At 63.5% G+C, this 17,220-nt stretch carries 15 protein-coding genes; 8 read left to right on the top strand and 7 right to left on the bottom strand.

The window, feature by feature from the left end; translation table 11 throughout:
• The first annotated feature begins 62 nt into the window (after positions 1-62).
• Positions 63-260, top strand: coding sequence for a ribosome modulation factor (gene rmf / locus ACF8C6_RS05130; RefSeq protein WP_277688165.1), 198 nt, complete (start codon positions 63-65; stop codon positions 258-260).
• Positions 261-603: 343 nt separating this feature from the next.
• Here rmf and argA read toward each other — a convergent pair whose 3' ends face one another.
• The 4 genes from argA to ACF8C6_RS05110 form a co-directional block, all read right to left on the bottom strand.
• Positions 604-1,902: an amino-acid N-acetyltransferase gene (gene argA / locus ACF8C6_RS05125; protein WP_392498300.1), complete on the bottom strand. Its 1,299-nt coding sequence runs from the start codon at positions 1,900-1,902 to the stop codon at positions 604-606.
• Positions 1,903-2,008: 106 nt separating this feature from the next.
• Positions 2,009-3,148 carry an acetylornithine deacetylase gene (gene argE / locus ACF8C6_RS05120; protein WP_392498299.1) on the bottom strand — a complete coding sequence of 380 codons (1,140 nt, stop codon included), beginning with the start codon at positions 3,146-3,148 and terminating at the stop codon, positions 2,009-2,011.
• 62 nt (positions 3,149-3,210) lie between these two features.
• Positions 3,211-4,476, bottom strand: a complete 1,266-nt coding sequence (locus tag ACF8C6_RS05115; protein WP_392498298.1) for an inorganic phosphate transporter — start codon at positions 4,474-4,476, stop codon at positions 3,211-3,213.
• Positions 4,477-4,514: 38 nt separating this feature from the next.
• Positions 4,515-5,192, bottom strand: coding sequence for a TIGR00153 family protein (locus ACF8C6_RS05110; RefSeq protein ID WP_392498297.1), 678 nt, complete (start codon positions 5,190-5,192; stop codon positions 4,515-4,517).
• Positions 5,193-5,293: 101 nt separating this feature from the next.
• Between ACF8C6_RS05110 and ACF8C6_RS05105 the strand changes: the two genes are divergently transcribed.
• Positions 5,294-6,658, top strand: coding sequence for an inorganic triphosphatase (locus tag ACF8C6_RS05105; protein WP_392498296.1), 1,365 nt, complete (start codon positions 5,294-5,296; stop codon positions 6,656-6,658).
• Positions 6,659-6,693: 35 nt separating this feature from the next.
• A complete protein-coding gene (locus tag ACF8C6_RS05100; protein ID WP_392498295.1) occupies positions 6,694-8,478 on the top strand; it encodes a GspE/PulE family protein in 1,785 nt (594 codons plus the stop codon).
• Between the two features lie 3 nt (positions 8,479-8,481).
• Here the strand turns inward: ACF8C6_RS05100 and ACF8C6_RS05095 are convergent, their stop codons facing one another.
• A complete protein-coding gene (locus tag ACF8C6_RS05095) occupies positions 8,482-9,183 on the bottom strand; it encodes a murein L,D-transpeptidase catalytic domain family protein (protein WP_392498294.1) in 702 nt (233 codons plus the stop codon).
• Between the two features lie 171 nt (positions 9,184-9,354).
• Here ACF8C6_RS05095 and ACF8C6_RS05090 point away from each other — a divergent pair, with 171 nt between their 5' ends.
• From ACF8C6_RS05090 to ACF8C6_RS05070, 5 genes are all read left to right on the top strand, one after another.
• The gene (locus ACF8C6_RS05090; RefSeq protein ID WP_392498345.1) at positions 9,355-10,959 is read left to right on the top strand and encodes a murein L,D-transpeptidase; all 1,605 of its coding nucleotides are present in this window, start codon (positions 9,355-9,357) and stop codon (positions 10,957-10,959) included.
• Positions 10,950-11,876, top strand: a complete 927-nt coding sequence (locus tag ACF8C6_RS05085) for an SPFH domain-containing protein (protein ID WP_277688157.1) — start codon at positions 10,950-10,952, stop codon at positions 11,874-11,876. Before ACF8C6_RS05090 ends, ACF8C6_RS05085 begins: the two co-directional genes overlap by 10 nt.
• Entirely contained in the window at positions 11,873-12,319 is a 447-nt protein-coding gene (locus ACF8C6_RS05080; RefSeq protein WP_392498293.1) for an NfeD family protein, read from the top strand. The genes ACF8C6_RS05085 and ACF8C6_RS05080 overlap by 4 nt, the downstream gene beginning before the upstream one ends.
• 149 nt (positions 12,320-12,468) lie before the next feature.
• Positions 12,469-13,548, top strand: coding sequence for a GGDEF domain-containing protein (locus ACF8C6_RS05075; RefSeq protein ID WP_392498292.1), 1,080 nt, complete (start codon positions 12,469-12,471; stop codon positions 13,546-13,548).
• 316 nt (positions 13,549-13,864) lie between these two features.
• Positions 13,865-14,365 carry a ProQ/FinO family protein gene (locus tag ACF8C6_RS05070; protein ID WP_392498291.1) on the top strand — a complete coding sequence of 167 codons (501 nt, stop codon included), beginning with the start codon at positions 13,865-13,867 and terminating at the stop codon, positions 14,363-14,365.
• Between the two features lie 322 nt (positions 14,366-14,687).
• Here the strand turns inward: ACF8C6_RS05070 and ACF8C6_RS05065 are convergent, their stop codons facing one another.
• Positions 14,688-15,233 (bottom strand): hypothetical protein, encoded by a 546-nt coding sequence (locus tag ACF8C6_RS05065; RefSeq protein WP_392498290.1) that lies wholly within the window; start codon positions 15,231-15,233, stop codon positions 14,688-14,690.
• Positions 15,230-17,077 carry an alkyl/aryl-sulfatase gene (locus tag ACF8C6_RS05060; protein ID WP_392498289.1) on the bottom strand — a complete coding sequence of 616 codons (1,848 nt, stop codon included), beginning with the start codon at positions 17,075-17,077 and terminating at the stop codon, positions 15,230-15,232. The genes ACF8C6_RS05065 and ACF8C6_RS05060 overlap by 4 nt, the downstream gene beginning before the upstream one ends.
• Positions 17,078-17,220: the final 143 nt, after the last annotated feature.

Genomic DNA, 17,220 nt, shown 5'->3' with positions numbered 1-17,220 from the left:
CGGTCAGCCAGATCCGCCGACAGCGGCTAGCCTGTGGAGGAAATCCGCACCGACCCGCCGCCATGACGCCTGACACCGACAACCACGACTGGAGCCTGGACAGCCTGGCCAAGGCCTACCAGCAGGGCTACATGGCCGGCCTCACCGGCCAGCCACTGCACCAGCAGCCGCACTCTGCCGAGGTGCTGGCCGCCGCCTGGGAAGCGGGCTGGGACGATGGCAACGAGCAGTTCAAACTGCACCAGCGGCGCAGCGCCTAATCCACGCCAAATACAAAGGGCCGCAGATGCGGCCCTTTTCATGACTAGCCCGAAGCGCAACGTGGGTGCAACTGCCTTCATCCGCCAGCCCGCACTCACGGTCAGAGCCGTAGGGCGTAGGTTGGGTCGGGCCGCGCAGGTTGAGCGCAGCGAAGCCCAACAGCGGAGTGAGGAGGAAGCCCCTGCGTTGGGCTTCGGCGCTTCGCCTCAACCCAACCTACACCCTTCCTGCCCACGGGCACGCGGCATGGTGCCGACGTCCAGTTGCGATTGAGCAGCACAGGACGACAACACCCACATATTGTGGCCACCACCTGAACCGAGTTTGTGCGCCCCCAGCGAGCTACAACGTTTTCTCGAAAATCTTTGAATTGCGCTGGTAGTTGTACAGCGAAGCCCGCGAGGCCGGCAGACGCTCCACCGCGCTGGGTTCGAAGCCGCGCTCCTGGAACCAGTGGGCAGTGCGCGTGGTGAGTACATACAGGGTCTTCAGCCCCTGCTCCCGGGCGCGCTCTTCGATACGCTCCAGCAACTCGTCACCGCGGCCGCCATGGCGGTATTCCGGGTTGACCGCCAGGCAGGCCAGCTCGCCGGCATCGGAATCGGCCAGGCGATACAGCGCAGCGCAGGCGATGATCAGACCGTCGCGCTCAACGATGCTGAACTGCTCGATCTCGCGCTCCAGCACCTCGCGCGAGCGACGCACCAGGATGCCCTGATCCTCCAGCGGGGTGATCAGCTCGATCAGCCCCCCGACATCCTCGATCGTCGCCTCGCGCAGCGACTCGAACTGCTCCTGGTCGACCAGGGTGCCGCCGCCGTCACGGGTGAACAGCTCGGTCAGCAGCGCGCCGTTGTCCATGTAGCTGACGATATGACTGCGCTTGACCCCGGCCCGACAAGCCTGGGCCGCAGCGTCGAGCAGCTCGGCCTGGTAGCAGCTGCCGAGGCGTGCCAGGTGCGCCGGCACCTGCTGCGGGCGTAGCTCACGCACCAGCTTGCCCTGCTCGTCGAGCAGGCCGCGCTCGGGGCTGAACAGCAGCAGCTTGTCGGCCTGCAGGTCGATGGCCGCGCGGGTGGCGACGTCCTCGCAGGCCAGGTTGAAGATCTCGCCGGTGGGCGAGTAACCCAGCGCCGAGAGCAGCACGATGCTGCGTTCGTCAAGCAGGCGACCGATGCCCTTGCGATCGACCCGGCGCACCTCGCCAGTGTGGTGATAGTCGATACCGTCAAGCACGCCGATCGGCCGCGCGGTGACGAAGTTGCCGCCGGACACGCGCAAGCGCGAGCCCTGCATCGGCGAGGCGGCCATGTCCATCGACAGGCGCGCCTCGATGGCGATACGCAGGCTGCCCACGGCATCGATCACGCAGTCCAGGGTCGGGCCATCGGTGATGCGCAGATCCTTGTGATAGCGCGGGGTCAGGCCACGCTCGGCCAGACGCGCCTCGATCTGCGGGCGCGAACCATGCACCAGCACCAGACGCACGCCGAGGCTGTGCAGCAGCACCAGGTCGTGAACGATATTGCCGAAATTCGGATGTTCCACGCCCTCGCCGGGCAGCATCACCACGAAGGTGCAGTCCCGGTGGGCGTTGATATAGGGGGAAGCGTGGCGCAGCCAGTTGACGTAGTCGTGCATGTACAAGCCTGTCGAGCAAAAGACGAAGGGTGATTGGCTTCCGCGGGGGAAGAGGGTCGGCCTAGCTTCGTCGCAACATCAGGTGCTCCTTCATGACAGGGCGGGTTTACAGGCAGTAGTGCTGAATCAGCTGGCGCAGCAGCTGCACAGTGGGTTCGATACGCGCCAGCTCGAGAAATTCATTCGGCTGATGGGCACAGGCGATGTCGCCGGGACCGAGGACGATGGTTTCGCAGCCGAGCTGCTGAAGATAAGGCGCTTCGGTGGCAAATGCCACCGATTGCGCCGCATGCCCGGTGAGCCGTTCGGCCAGCCGCACCAGCTCGCTGTCGGCGCTTTGCTCGAAAGGCGGCACGCTGGCGAACAGCGGCGCGTAATCGATACGTACCTGATGGCGCTCGGCCACTGGCCGCAGCTTGGCGTTTATCGCCGCGCGCAGCTGTTGCGGGTCCATGCCCGGCAGCGGGCGCAGGTCGAACTCCAGGGCGCACTGGCCGCAGATACGGTTGGGGTTGTCGCCGCCGTGAATGCAACCGAGGTTCAGCGTCGGCGTCGGCACCGTGAACTGCGGATTGTTGAACTCGCGCTGCCACTGGCTGCGCAGCACGCGCAGCTCGCCGAGGACGTCCTGCATGGCCTCCAGGGCGCTGCGCCCCAGGCCGGGATCGGAGCTGTGCCCGCTCTGCCCGAGGATATCGATGCGCTCCATCATGATGCCTTTGTGCAGGCGAATCGGCTTCAGGCCCGTCGGCTCACCGATCACCGCCGCGCGCGCCAGCGGCCTGCCGGCCTCGGCCAGGGCACGAGCACCGGACATCGAGCTTTCCTCGTCGCAAGTCGCCAACACCAGCAGCGGCTGCTTGAAGGGCTGATCGAGCAGCTCACGCACGGCTTCGATGATGAGCGGAAAGAAGCCCTTCATGTCGCACACGCCCAGCCCCAGCCAACGGTCGCCCTGCTCATTGAGCTTGAGCGGGTCGCTCTGCCACAGCTCGGCATCGAAAGGTACGGTATCGCTATGACCAGCCAGTATCAGGCCGCCGGGGCCACTGCCATAGGTGGCCAGCAGATTGGCCTTGCCTGGCGCCACGTCCTGGATTTCGCAGGCAAAACCCAGCTCGGCCAGCCAGCTGGCCAGCAGGTCGATGACGGCGCGATTGGATTGATCCCAGTGCGACTGGGTGCAGCTCACCGAAGGCGCGGCAATCAGCGCGGCGAGTTGATCCTTGAGCGAGGGAAGCGGCATCGGCGGTCTCCACGGACGATGCCCCATCATAGGGGCATCGTTACCGAGGAATAAACCGCCGGTTAGAGGAACACGCCGCGCAGGATGAAGAAGAACAGGATCGACAGGCCGGCACCGACCGGCAGGGTGACGATCCAGGACATGAAGATGGAGCCGATCACGCCGAGATTCAGTGCGCCGATACCACGTGCGATGCCGATGCCCAGCACGGCGCCGACCAACGTGTGGGTGGTAGAGACCGGTAGGCCGACAGCCGAGGCACCAACCACGGTGGAGGCCGTCGCCAGCTCGGCGGCGAAACCACGGCTGGGGGTCAGCTCGGTGATTTCCTTGCCGATGGTGGCGATCACCTTGTAGCCGTAGGTAGCCAGGCCGATGACGATACCGACCGCGCCAAGCAGCAGCACCCAACCCGGCACAGCGGACTTGGCGGCAACCGAAGCAGCGCCGCCGGACTCGATCACACCGACGATGGCGGCCAGCGGACCGACCGCGTTGGCCACGTCGTTGGCACCGTGAGCGAAAGCCATGGAGCAGGCAGTGAAAATCATCAATACGGCGAACACGCGCTCGACGCTGGCAAAGTGGAAGGCCTTGTCGGCTTCCTCGTCGATTTTGATGCGACTGAGAAGGGCGATGCCCAGCAGCATCACCAGGGTGCCAACACCCACCGACAGCAACAGACTCTCATTGCTGGAGAGGTTCAGACCGATGTGCTTGAGGCCCTTGGACAGGGTCATGATCGACACCATGAAACCGGTGAGGAACATGTACAGCGGCACGAAGCGCTTGGCGTTCTTGAACGGATTGTCGGTGTTGATGATCAACGCCTGCACGCTCATGAACAGGCCAAAGGCGACCAGACCGGAGAGGAACGGGGTAATCACCCAGCTGGCGACGATCGGGCCGACCGACTCCCAGTGCACGGCATCGGTCGAAACACCGACAGCGGCGAAGCCGATCACCGCGCCAACGATGGAGTGGGTGGTGGAGACCGGCCAGCCTTTCATCGAGGCGATCAGCAGCCAGGAGCCGGCCGCCAGTAACGCCGACATCATGCCCAAGACCATGAGATCGGGACTGATCAGCTCGGCATCAACGATGCCGTTCTTGATGGTCTCGGTGACCTCGCCGCCGGCCAGGTAGGCGCCACAGAACTCGAAGACCATGGCGATGAAGATCGCCTGTTTGATGGTCAGGGCACGCGAGCCGACCGAGGTGCCCATGGCGTTGGCCACATCGTTGGCGCCGACACCCCAGGCCATGAAGAAGCCGAACAGGCAGGCGAGTACCAGGAGTACGAAGCCGTAATCCGCAATAAGAGACATAGAGAGTTTTACCTGTTATCCCAGAAGGACACTGGCGCTTAACGCGCCAGCAGTTGTTCCAGACGGTTGCCCACACGTTGGGCACGGTCGGCGACATCACCGACCCAGTCGATGATCTGGTAGAGGAACATCACGTCCACCGGAGGCAAATCCTTCTCCAGCTTGAACAGGGTGCGACGCACCTCGATCTGCAGACGGTCGGTGTCATCCTCGATACCGTCCAGCTCCTCTACCAGGTTTTCTACCAGCTTGGCCTCACGGCCACCGAAACCGGTTTCCAGCAATTCATCCAGCTCGTTCATCGCCCGCAGTGCCTGGGCACTGGCGTCGACGGTGCGCTGCACGAAGGCGCGGATCAGCGGCTGCAGCTCGGCCGGGATGGCCATTTCGCGGCCCAGCATCAGCCCTGCAATGTCCTTGGCTTTATTGGCTACTTTGTCCTGTACACTGAGCAGCTCCAGCAAGTCCGAGCGCGGCACCGGCAGGAACAGGCTCTTCGGCAGGTTCAGACGCACGCTCTTCTTGAGCTTGTCGGCTTCCTTCTCCAGACGCACCATTTCCTGTTGCACGCGGGCGACTTCAGCCCAGTCCTGAGCCATAACCGCCTCGAAGAACGGCACCAGGTTGGCGGCACACTCATGCGCCTTGGCGATGTGCTGCTGCATGGGGCCAATCGGCGAACGACCGAACAGGCTGACGAAGGGATTGGTTGGCATTTAGGGAGGCCCCTGTTGGAAAAGGCGGCAATTATAGGTGGGCTTTGCTCGCCGGCCAATGCGACACATCGGACTGCAACAATTTCATGATAGGCGCTGCCATGAACAAAGAAACCGAAATCAAACTGCGCGTCAGCCGCGAAACCCTGGCGGCGCTGCGTGAACACCCGCTTCTAAAGAAGCGCAACAAGTCCGGCTGGTCGTCCCACCCGCTGTTCAATCAATATTTCGACACCCTCGACCGTGACCTGGCCCAGGCCCGCGTGGCCCTGCGCCTGCGCCGCGACGGCGAGCAGGTGATCCAGACGCTGAAGAGCCGTGGCCAGAGTGTGGCCGGGCTGTCGGAACGCAACGAGTGGGACTGGCACCTGAGCAAGGCCAAGCTGGACACCAAGAAACTCACCGACGACTGCTGGCCGGCCAGCCTGGCCGAGCTGGACAAGAAACAGCTCAAGCCCCTGTTCACCACCGACTTCGTCCGTGAGAAGGCGGAAATCGCCTGGGGCCGCGGCAAGGCCAAGACCGTGATCGAGGCTGCCCTCGACCTGGGCAAGGTGGTCGCCGGCGAAGGCGAAGAGGAAATCTGCGAGCTGGAACTGGAGCTGCGCGAAGGCCAGCCGGCCGCCCTGCTGGAGCTGGCCTGCGAGCTGGCCGCCGACCTGCCGCTGATGCCCTGCGACATCAGCAAGGCCGAGCGCGGCTATCGCCTGTTCGACTCCGCCAGCTACAGCCTGGCCCTACCGGCGCCCGAGTTGAGTGCCGAACAGAGCCTGGATGACGTCTTCGCCGCCCTCGCCTGGCACCTGCTCGGCAGCAGCCAGCGCCTGGCCGAACAGTACCGCTGGAGCGGCCACTGGAAACTGCTCAGCCAGTGGCTGGACCGACTGATCGAGCTGCGCGCCCTGCTCGGCAGCCTGGGCCAGGCGGCGCCGCGCGCCAGCAGCCATGACCTGCGCGAGACGCTGGATGCCCTGCTGAACGACTGGCGCCCTCGCCTGCTGGCCGGCCAGGACAATGACGAACTGCGGCAGAACGCGCCCGCGCTGTTCGCCGCCGAGCTGCAGGGCAATCGCTGGGGCCTGTTCTCGCTCAGTCTGTCGCGCTGGCTGCTCAATCGCAGCTGGACGGTCGAGCGCAACGCGCGCGGCAATCGCCAGGGTGCAGCGGTGCTCGGTAACTGGCTGCCGCATCTGCTCGCCGAAGAAGGCGCCGCGCTGCAGCTCAAGCGCTACCAGCAGCAACCGGAAGACCTGGCCGAGCAGCTGCCGCGTATCGAACGCATCCAGGTCTGGCTGCGCCTGGCCCGCCAGGTGCTGGAGGTACCGGAAGTCGACCGCCTATATGGCGAGATGGGCAAACTGCACGAGCTGGCCCAGCAACCGCTGGATGCCGAGGTGTTGGCCGCCCGCGTGGCACAGGCCCATACTGTGGCCACGCTCAAACCTTGGAAGCTGCTGCTGAAATAAGCTGCTCACCCCGCCATCCACACAAAGGGAGCTCCATGTCCGTTCTCGCCTCGCCCGCCCAGGATCGCTGGCTCGATCTCAACGATATCCTCCGCGACCTGGTCGCTCAGGGCCGAGTCTCCCAGGAGAACGCCGAACAGTGCATGGTGCTGCGCCGCGCCTCCGGCAACGCGCAGATGCACCCGCTGGAGTTCCTCGCTGCGCAGCAACTGGACGACCTGCAGCGCCCCGGCAAGAAGATCGACCTGGAAGGCCTGACCGTGTGGCTAGCCAACCAGTCCGGCCAGCCCTACCTGCGCATCGACCCACTGAAGATCGACGTGGCGGCGGTCACGCCGCTGATGTCCTACGCCTTTGCCCAGCGCCACAAGATTCTCGCCGTGGCCGTGGACAGCGAGGCGGTGACCATCGCCAGCGCCCAGCCCTACGTGCACAGCTGGGAAGCCAACCTGATTCATGTCCTGAAGCGGCCGATCAAGCGCGTGGTGGTCAACCCGGTTGACCTGCAGCGCTTTACCACCGAGTTCTATCGCCTGGCGCGCTCGGTCAGCGGCGCCAATGCCCAGGACATCAAAACCAGCAACGTGGGCAACTTCGAGCAGCTGCTCAGCCTGGGCGCCAGCGACCAGGAGCCGGACGCCAACGACGCGCACATCGTCAACATCGTCGACTGGCTGTTCCAGTACGCCTACCAGCAACGCGCCAGCGACATCCACATCGAGCCACGGCGTGAAATCGGCACCGTGCGCTTTCGCATCGACGGTGTGCTGCACAACGTCTATCAGTTCCCGATCCAGGTGACCATGGCAGTGGTCAGCCGCCTGAAGAACCTCGGGCGGATGAACATCGCCGAAAAGCGCAAGCCGCAGGACGGCAGGATCAAGACCAAGACCCCGGATGGCGGCGAGGTGGAACTGCGCCTGTCGACCCTGCCCACCGCCTTCGGCGAGAAGATGGTGATGCGTATCTTCGACCCCGAGGTGCTGCTGAAGAACCCCGACCAGCTGGGCTTCTCGCCGGACGACCTGCGCCGCTGGGAGAGCATGACCGGCCAGCCCAACGGCATCATCCTGGTCACCGGCCCCACCGGCTCGGGCAAGACCACCACCCTGTACACCACGCTCAAGCAGCTGGCGACCGAGGAAGTGAATGTCTGCACCATCGAAGACCCGATCGAGATGATCGAACCGGCCTTCAACCAGATGCAGGTGCAGCACAACATCGACCTCAACTTCGCCGCCGGCGTGCGCGCGCTGATGCGCCAGGACCCGGACATCATCATGGTCGGCGAGATCCGCGACCTGGAAACCGCCGAGATGGCGATCCAGGCAGCACTGACCGGCCACCTGGTGCTCTCCACCCTGCACACCAACGATGCGCCCAGCGCCATTACCCGCCTGCTCGAACTGGGCGTGCCGCACTACCTGCTCAAAGCCACCATCCTCGGGGTGATGGCCCAGCGCCTGGTACGCACCCTGTGCCCGCACTGCAAGGCGCCGGTAGAGCTGAGCGAGAGCGACTGGCAAAGCCTGACCCGGCCCTGGAGTTCACCCCTGCCGACCCAGGCGCACCGCGCGGTGGGCTGCCTGGAGTGCCGCGACACCGGCTACCGCGGCCGTGCCGGGGTTTACGAGATCATGCTGCTGAACGACAACATCAAGCCGCTGATCACCGCCGACACCGACCTCGTCGCGCTGCGCCGCGCAGCCTTCAAGGACGGCATGCGCAGCCTGCGCCTGTCCGGCGCGCAGAAGATCGCCGCCGGTATGACCACCCTTGAGGAAGTACTACGGGTCACCCCGCAGAGCGAGCAAAAGTAGGCGCTATTGCTTCGCCAGCTGCAGGGTCTTCGGCGACGTCCTGCAGGCCAGCAGTGCCGAGCGCTTCAGCCAGCGCGGGTCGGAGTGCCAGGCCAGGAGAAACTGGCCGCCCTTGAGCTTGTCCACCACCATCCGCGCCACTTCCGGACGTACCGCCGGGCAACCCAGGCTGCGGCCGATGCGGCCCTGCTTGCGCACCAGTGCGGGGTTCACATAGGCCGCACCATGGATGACGATGGCGCGCTCGCGGGCCAGGTCGTTGATACCCGGTTCCAGACCGTCCATGCGCAGGGAGTAGCCGTGCTTGCCACGATAACTTTCGGCGGTGCGGAACAGGCCGAGGCTGGTCTGGTAGCTGCCCAGGCGGTTGGAGAAGCTGTTGGCGATGTTCTCGCCCGACAGACGGCCATGAGCCACATAATCGCGCAGCAGCAGGCGCTTGCTGTGCAGGTCGAAGATCCACAGACGGCGCGCCGTGGACGGCAGGGAATAGTCGATCACCGCCAGGCGACGCGCGGGCTCCGCGCCGTGATTGACCGCGCATTGCATCGCCGCCACGGCATCGCGCAAGGCCTGCGGATTGAGCCCGGAGGCGACGCGGGAAAGATCCTTGACCAGCGCATCATTCTTCGAAGATGCCGCCATCAGCGGCGTGGCACACAGCCACAGCCCTGCCAGACAGAGCAGGCTCAAGCGTCGGAACATGCGTTTACTACCTTTAAAAGCATGTGCTCCGGACGTCCTGTCACGAAGACCGCTGTCGGTGCGCAGAGGCTGCGACGACAGGCCCTCAAATCCAACTTCGACCCACCTATACTTATTGGTGTTGTGGCGCCGCCTTCGCGTGCGCACTGAGCCATGGATTGGAGCAGTATGTTGTTCAAAAAACGTGCATCCTACCCGAGCATAGTCTTGCTCACCTTACCGCTGGTCGCCCACGCCATAGAGGTACCGGTCGGCCAGCTCCCCCTACAGGCGGCGCCTGCGCCACTCTGCGCGCCTCTAGAAAGCAGCCTAGACGATTCCACCAAGCTGCTGCTCAACGACTTCTACCGACTGCGCGAAGGCCGCCCGGCCTGGCGTGATCACGACCAGCGGCAGCACCTGCGCGAACAACTGCAACAATTGGCCGACGACGGCCTCGACCCAGCCGACTATCCCCTGCGCGATGGCGATGACGACTGCGCCGAGCTGCAGGCCAGTAACAGCTACCTGCAGGCCCTGCTGCACTTGCGCGGCGGGCGCCTGCCGGCCTCGCGCCAGGAAACCATCTGGCATGCTCCCGAAGAACCACGTGCCGACCCGCGCCTGGCCGTGCTGTCGATTGCCAGCGCCACCTCCGACATCGCCAGCGCCTTCGCCGCCGCGCGGCCACAGCTGGCGCAATACAGGCTGCTGCGTAGCGCTTACGCCGTAGCGCGTCTGCAGCCTGCCGGGCACTGGCAACCACTACCCGCCGGGCCGTTGCTGAAGCCCGGCGGCAACGATGGACGCATGCCGCTGCTGCGCGCGCGCCTGGCCGCCGAAGGTTACCTGGCTGCACCGCTGGCCGAGGGCACGCACTTCGACCCCGCCAGCGTGACAGCCCTGCAGAGCTTCCAGGAGCGCCACGGCCTGAAACCGGACGGCATCCTCGGCCCGGCCAGCCTGAACGAGCTGAATGTCGATGCCCTGACCCGCCGCGGGCAGCTGCGCGCCAACCTAGAACGCCTGCGCCGCATGGCCGACGACCTGAGCCAGGCCAAGGTGGTGATCAACGTGGCCGCCGCCGAGCTGCACGTGATCGAGAACGGCAGCGAACTCTGGCGCACTCGCACCCAGGTCGGTCGCCCGGAGCGCGCCACCCCCTTGCTGGCCTCGCGCATCGTGCGCCTGACACTCAATCCGACCTGGACTGTGCCGCCGACCATCCTGCGCGAAGACAAGCTGCCGGCGATCCGTGCCGATCTGAGCTACCTCGACCAGCACGAGATGAGCGTGTACGACCGCAGCGGTAACCGCCTTGATCCCGAACAGGTCGACTGGAACAGCCCGGGCGCGATCCTGCTGCGCCAGGCTGCCGGCAGCCGCAACCCGCTGGGGCGCGTGGCGCTGCGTTTCGACAACCCCTTCTCGGTGTACCTGCACGACACCCCCAGCCAGGCGCTCTTCGACAAATCCCCGCGCTTCTTCAGCTCCGGCTGCGTACGGGTCGAGGCAGTGGACAACCTGCTAGCCTGGCTGCTGCCACCTGAGGAGCTGACAGCCGTGCAGTCGCGCCTGGCCAACGGCAAGACCCAAAGCTACCGCCTGAGCACCGCAGCCCCCCTGCTGATCGCCTACTGGACGGTAGAGGCCGACGCCAGTGGCGCGCTGCGCTACCTGCCGGACATCTACAACCGCGACCCGGCGCTGATCGCCGCACTGGCCGCGCCATCCGCTCGCCACATCGCCGGCCAAGACCCGGCCGCATACACACAGGAAGCAGTGACATGGAAATAGGTGGTTTTATCTTTGTTTTCGTCGGCCTGGCCGTGGCCATCGTGTTCATGGGTTTCAAGGTGGTGCCGCAGGGTTACCAGTGGACGGTAGAGCGCTTCGGCCGCTATACCACCACGCTCAAACCGGGACTAAACATCATCGTGCCGGTGATGGACCGCATCGGTCGCAAGCTCAACGTGATGGAGAACGTGCTCGACATCCCGCCGCAGGAAGTCATCACCGCCGACAACGCCACGGTGCAGATCGATGCGATCTGCTTCTTCCAGATCATCAACTCGGCGCAGGCCGCCTACGAGGTGAACAACCTCGAACACGCCATCCGCAACCTGGTGATGACCAATATCCGTACCGTGCTCGGCTCCATGGAGCTGGACGCCATGCTCGGCCAGCGCGACGCGATCAACGAGCGCCTGCTGCGCACCGTGGATGAAGCCACCGCGCCCTGGGGCATCAAGATCACCCGCATCGAGATCAAGGACATCAGCCCGCCCGAAGACCTGATGGCGGCCATGTCCGGGCAGATGAAGGCCGAGCGCATCAAGCGCGCGCAGATCCTCGAGGCCGAAGGCATGCGCCAGGCCGCCATCCTTACCGCCGAGGGCAAGAAACAAGCACAGATTCTCGAAGCCGAAGGCGAACGCCAGGCCGCCTTCCTCGAAGCCGAGGCCCGCGAGCGGGCCGCTCAGGCGGAGGCCGAAGCCACGCGCATGGTCTCCGAGGCGATCGCCAGCGGCAACGTGCAGGCGGTCAACTATTTCGTCGCGCAGAAATACATCGACGCCCTGGGCCAGTTGGCCGCGGCCGACAATAGCAAGGTAATCCTGATGCCGCTGGAGGCCAGCCAGGTAATCGGCGCGGTCGGTGGCATCGGCGAGATCGTTCGCTCGACGTTCGACAAGGATGGCACGGCAAAATGATCGACTACCTGCAGCACCTGTCGTTCTGGGACTGGCTGGCCTTCGCTGCCGTTCTGCTGATCCTCGAAGTGTTCGGCGCCGGTGGCTACCTGCTGTGGATCGGCATGGCCGCCGCCGGTGTCGGCGTGCTCACCTACCTGTTCCCGGAGCTGCCCTGGACCTGGCAGTTCCTGGTCTTCGCCGTGCTTTCGGTACTCACCGCGGTGGTCTGGTGGCAGCGCCAGCGCAGCGCCGGCAAGCTTTCCGACGTGCCCGGACTGAACAATCGCGGCAGCGAACTGATCGGCCGCAGCTTCGTGCTGCACGAGGCCATCGCTGGCGGGCGTGGCAAGATCAGAGCCGGCGACAGCCTGTGGCTGGTCAGTGGTCCCGACCTGCCTGCCGGGCACGAAGTGCGCGTGACCGGGCAGGATGGCGTAATCCTGCGAGTCGAACCACTGTAGGGCGGCTCGCACCTCGGCGCGCCCCGACTAGCTTGCAGCCTCTCGAATGGCGACTGGCGGTCGGTCTTTTTTGTCCACCCGATCAGACTCAATCGTCTACCATCGAACGGGTAGCAAGGCGCCAGTGCTTGCAGCCCATGGGAAAGGCCATGTACCCGCACCGTCACAGCCCTCAAAGCGATACGCGCCAGACCGGCCTGGAGGACAGCGCCCGGCGTTCGCTGGTCAGCCTTATCTTCGCGTCCACCGGGCTGACCATCGGTGGCTTTTCCCTGCTGCAGTTCAGTGCCGGCAACAGCCTGTTCGCCTGCATCGAACTCCTGGTCTGCGCAGGGCTGCTGGGCGCATCTCGCTGGATCTACCACACCAGGAATCTGGAACTGTGGATCTACCTGTACCTGATTCCGACTTGCGCCTTCCTGGTCTACATCACCCTGATGCCGGATGCTTCGGCCAGCGCCTTCGTCTGGACCTACCTGATCCCCTTGCTCTCCTACCTGCTGCTGGGCAAACGCCGCGGACTGCAACTGGCCTGGCCCTACATGGGTGGCGCCCTGCTGCTGTACTACTGGCGTTTCCCGCTGCCGCAAAACGCCCACGAGTTGATCGACGCCGGTAACGCGATTCTCTGCGGCGCGCTGATCATGGTCTTTGTGCACCTCTACGAAACCCGCCGTGCCATTACCTACTCGCAGCTGCAACACCAGGCACAAACCGATCCGCTGACCGGCACCGCCAGCCGAGGTCACTTCAAGCAGGAGCTGATACGAGGCCTGCAGGAAGCCCAGCGCAGCGACAGCCCGCTGGTGCTCGTCCTGATGGACATCGACCACTTCAAGCAGGTCAACGATCGCTGGGGCCACGATGCCGGCGACCATGCCCTGCGGCATATCTGTGATCTGCTGCTGGAGCGCCTGCGCGTCACCGACAGCCTCGGTCGGCTTGGTGGCGAAGAGTTCGGCCTGCTCTTGCGCAGTACCGACCTGGACAGCGCCAAGCCGCTGGTGGAGTCGTTACGCGCACTGATCAGCCAGCACCCACTGGACTATCGCGGCCAGCGGATCGAGCTGTCGGCCACCTTCGGCCTGGCCCAGTGGCCGAGCGACGGGAGAACCCCGGACGAGCTCTACCGCTGCGCCGATAGCCGTCTTTATACCGGTAAGCAGCAGGGCCGCAACTGCCTGATCAGTGGGGACAGAGAAATACGGATGTCGAGCACGCTGCCCTAAGGAAGTGACAGGCAAGCACCCGGTAACCCAGGCAGTGCCGCTGCGGGGGGACAGATAAATGCTTGCCATATCGCCGCAGGCATAAAGACCAGACGAACCTGGCGTAGCCTCACCGCCCTGCGGGTCAGCGCTGTGTCAGTGGCTCACCCTTGCTGGATCAATCCAGGGGGTCACCTCTCGGCAAGATCCAAGATACTGATGCAACCAACACGCTAACCAGCATGTAGCAGCAACGATTGGAAAGCTGGTTAGCCTGTTGCATAGACGGCATGGAATAATCGTGCACCGAATCAACCAAGAGCTGGCGAACTGAACGATGGGTTTTGAACAATTAGCTGAGCTACGTGACCGCCTGCGCGCCGAAAAACAGCAGGTGCAAGCTGAACAGAAGCCGCGTAAAAAAGCGCCCTCACGGCAAGAAAAACCCCGCGAGCAAGACCCTGCCGTGGAGGCGATCTGGCGCCTGCAGAAGCACTTCCCCCTGGCGTTCCCGGTTAACCCGGCGCCCAAGGTTCCGCTTAAGGAAGGCATCCTTCAGGATGCCGAGCAACACTTGGAGCTGCTTGGCATTACTCGCGAACAACTCAAGCAGGGACTCGCAACCTGGTGTCGGGGCAGCCGTTACTGGTCAAGCATGACCGAAAATGCGCCACGACTGGACCTGAACGGCCAAACCGCCGGTTCGGTGACTGCCGCACAGGCATTGCACGCCAAGCAGCAGGCCAAACGTCAGCATGCGCAAGCACGACGCGCCGAGGCCAAGACAAAAGCGCCTGCCGTCACAGCAGCTGAAGCAGCTGAACAGCCGGCTGATTAACGGTGCTTCGACCGGGCAAAAAGCCACCAGCCAGATTGAAGTGGGGATGATAGGCGGCATGCCGCACACACAGTGTGCTGCCGACCGCCCTTCTCCGCCCCGCTTCTAATTCAGCCAGCAGCCCCCAGTCGACCACCTGATAGCTCAGGCAGCGAAACACCGGGACACCCCAGGCCCCTCAATCGGGCGACTCAATGACGCCCCACCGCAAGGTCGCTGAATAACGGAAAACCCAAACCAGGCCACGATGATTGCTCAATCACTCATGCGTGGCTTGGCCTGGGGCCGGGCTAGTCAGGGAGCATCAGGCGAACCGTCTATCTCAGTTGGCTTGCGCCACCGAGAACGCCGCCTGCTGCCAAGACTGCTTGATACCGGTACTTTCCAATGTCGAAGCTTCGACCCGCAGTAGGCCGGATTCCATAGCCTGGTTGAAGTTGAGCTTGCCGCCCTGCAACGCTATGAGCACCCCTTCACCAGTAATCACTACCGGCTCACCGACTGCTGGTTCAGCCACATGTGCGGTCGCGACCCACGTGCCATCGACAGTTTGATAGGACGTCCACAGCCCAGACTCGACCATCAGCAGATAGAACCCTCCGCTACCGCTATCCGGCCCAAGGGAAGCCTCCAGCTTGTCTATGATGTTGAGTGCACGGCGCATGCCAAACCCACCGGGTAAAGGGGCTGGCCTACGCAACTGCTTACTTTCATAGGCATCATAGATTGCTAGCGCCACCCCCAACGACTCAGGGTGAGCCGGCGCGAAATCAGCCAACGGATTGTCATAACCACAGGCGGTAGCCATCGGGCTTGCGCTACTGACTAGCAGCGCAAGCCCAGCAGCCTTCAGCAACGACTGTTTCATGGCGTAACGATGTTGAACCAGAACGGGAAGGTGTCGAGCAGACCGAGGAACTCGGTCAGCGCCTCGCGCTTGCCATCAACCTTGAGATTGCCTTTGGTGATGGCGTCTTCCAGGGTGGTTTGCTTCAGCTGAATGGCATCGAGTGTGGCCTTGGACAAGGTCAGGGTCACATCCGGCTTCTCCAGCGGCTTGCCGTAGTTAAGTACTGCGTTCTCCACAGACAAGCCGTACTCTTTTTTCAGGTCGGTGAAGTCGATGTTGAGGAAGATCTTCTTGCCTGCCGCTTTCGGGCCGTTGAGGCGTACGGACAGGTAGTCGAAGAGCATTTCCGGCGGCATGGCCTTGATTACGTCCGGCCCGGCAGTGTTGATACCGCCCGCACTTGGCACGCCATTGCGCAGCTCATACGCGCCCTGCAGGTAAACACCGCGCCACGGACCGCTTTCGGCCTGGTAGCCCAGCTGCTCGTAGGTATCCGCCAGGAGGCCCTTGCCAACGGAGCTTTTCGGATTGGCGAAGACCACGTGCTTGAGCACTTCGGCCACCCAACGGTACTCACCCTTGTCAAAGTCGGCCTTGGCCAGCTTCAGTACGGCCTCTTCACCCCCCATGTAGGCGACATATTTCTTCGCCGCGTCTTCCGGTGGCAGGTTGTTGAGATCAGAGGGGTTGCCGTTGTACCAACCCATGTAGCGCTGGTAGACCGCACGAGAGTTGTGGCGCAGAGTGCCGTAGTAGCCACGGTTGGGCCAGAACTGGTCCAGCTCAGGCGGCAACTTGATCATCTCCGAGATTTCTTCGCCGTTGTACCCCTTGTTCATCAGGTTCACTGACTGGTCGTGGGTGTACTTGTACATGTCGCGTTGTTTCTTCCAGTAGTCGTTGATCTTGGCCTGGCCCCACTGCGGCCAGTGGTGACTCTGGAACTTGACTTCAACCTTGTCGCCGTAGCGGTCGATGGTTTCGTTGAGGAAGCTCGACCACTTCAACGCATCGCGCACCTGTGCACCGCGCAGGGTCAGGATGTTGTGCATGGTGTTGGTGGTGTTCTCGGCCATCCACATGGCCTTGAACTGCGGGAAGTAGGTATTCATTTCGGCCGGGGCCTCGGTGCCCGGCGTCATCTGGAACTCCATCTCGACACCGTCCACTGTTACGACTTCACCGGTTTTGGTGATGAAGTCGCTCGGCAAAACCAGGGTAGTGGTGCCGGTGGAGGTGGTCTGACCGAGGCCACCGTTGACACCGCCCTGTGCATTGCGCGGCAGCATCGCACCATACATGTAGATGGCACGGCGGCTCATGGCGTTACCGGCGATCACGTTCTCGCTGATGGCGTGCTCGCTGAAGCCTTCCGGGGCGAATACCTTGATCTTGCCGGAAGCAAAGTCTTCATCGCTGCCCAGGCCGCGCCCGCCGCCGTAGTGGTCGATATGTGAGTGGCTATAGACCAGCGCCACAACCGGACGCTCGCCGAGATTGGCGGTAACCAGGTCGTAGGCGGCCTTGGCGGTTTCGGTCGAGATCAACGGATCGAAAACGATCCAGCCGGTATCGCCCTGAACGAAGGTGATGTTGGACAGATCGTAGCCACGTACCTGATAGATGCGGTCGGTCACCTTGAACAAACCATACTGCATGCTCAGTTGCGCGTTGCGGTACAGGCTGGGGTTGATGGTGTCCGGTGACTCCTTGTCCAGGCTGATGTATTGCTTGTAGCTCTCCAGGTCCCACACCGGGGTACCTGAGGCACTCGTGATGGTCAGGGTGTCAGGCTTGGCGATAAAGCCACGCTGAGCATCCTCGAAATCGGATTTGTCGCTAAAGGGAAGATCCTTGAGCACAGCAGCATTGGCAGCCTTGGTGGCCTCCGTGGCTGGCTTCGGTGGAACTGGCTCAGCGAGAGCCATTGCACTATTGGAAATCAAGGTTCCAAGCAAAGCTAAGGAAGGTCTGAAAAAGACTTCCCGAATCTGGTGAAATACGC

The organism is Pseudomonas sp. zbq_18, assembly GCF_043102245.1.
Lineage (GTDB): Bacteria > Pseudomonadota > Gammaproteobacteria > Pseudomonadales > Pseudomonadaceae > Aquipseudomonas.
The sequence above is the reverse complement of the archived record's forward strand: the minus strand, read 5'-3'. Positions and strand labels throughout refer to the sequence as shown.

Bases quoted from the DNA above. Each gene is read 5' to 3' on its own strand.
- ACF8C6_RS05075 (WP_392498292.1), top strand. From the start codon at position 12,469: ATGTACCCGCACCGTCACAGCCCTCAAAGCGATACGCGCCAGACCGGC.
- ACF8C6_RS05085 (WP_277688157.1), top strand. From the start codon at position 10,950: ATGGAAATAGGTGGTTTTATCTTTGTTTTCGTCGGCCTGGCCGTGGCC.
- ACF8C6_RS05070 (WP_392498291.1), top strand. From the start codon at position 13,865: ATGGGTTTTGAACAATTAGCTGAGCTACGTGACCGCCTGCGCGCCGAA.
- argA (WP_392498300.1), bottom strand. From the start codon at position 1,902: ATGCACGACTACGTCAACTGGCTGCGCCACGCTTCCCCCTATATCAAC.
- ACF8C6_RS05065 (WP_392498290.1), bottom strand. From the start codon at position 15,233: ATGAAACAGTCGTTGCTGAAGGCTGCTGGGCTTGCGCTGCTAGTCAGT.
- ACF8C6_RS05105 (WP_392498296.1), top strand. From the start codon at position 5,294: ATGAACAAAGAAACCGAAATCAAACTGCGCGTCAGCCGCGAAACCCTG.
- ACF8C6_RS05100 (WP_392498295.1), top strand. From the start codon at position 6,694: ATGTCCGTTCTCGCCTCGCCCGCCCAGGATCGCTGGCTCGATCTCAAC.
- ACF8C6_RS05080 (WP_392498293.1), top strand. From the start codon at position 11,873: ATGATCGACTACCTGCAGCACCTGTCGTTCTGGGACTGGCTGGCCTTC.
- ACF8C6_RS05095 (WP_392498294.1), bottom strand. From the start codon at position 9,183: ATGTTCCGACGCTTGAGCCTGCTCTGTCTGGCAGGGCTGTGGCTGTGT.
- ACF8C6_RS05115 (WP_392498298.1), bottom strand. From the start codon at position 4,476: ATGTCTCTTATTGCGGATTACGGCTTCGTACTCCTGGTACTCGCCTGC.
- ACF8C6_RS05110 (WP_392498297.1), bottom strand. From the start codon at position 5,192: ATGCCAACCAATCCCTTCGTCAGCCTGTTCGGTCGTTCGCCGATTGGC.
- rmf (WP_277688165.1), top strand. From the start codon at position 63: ATGACGCCTGACACCGACAACCACGACTGGAGCCTGGACAGCCTGGCC.
- argE (WP_392498299.1), bottom strand. From the start codon at position 3,148: ATGCCGCTTCCCTCGCTCAAGGATCAACTCGCCGCGCTGATTGCCGCG.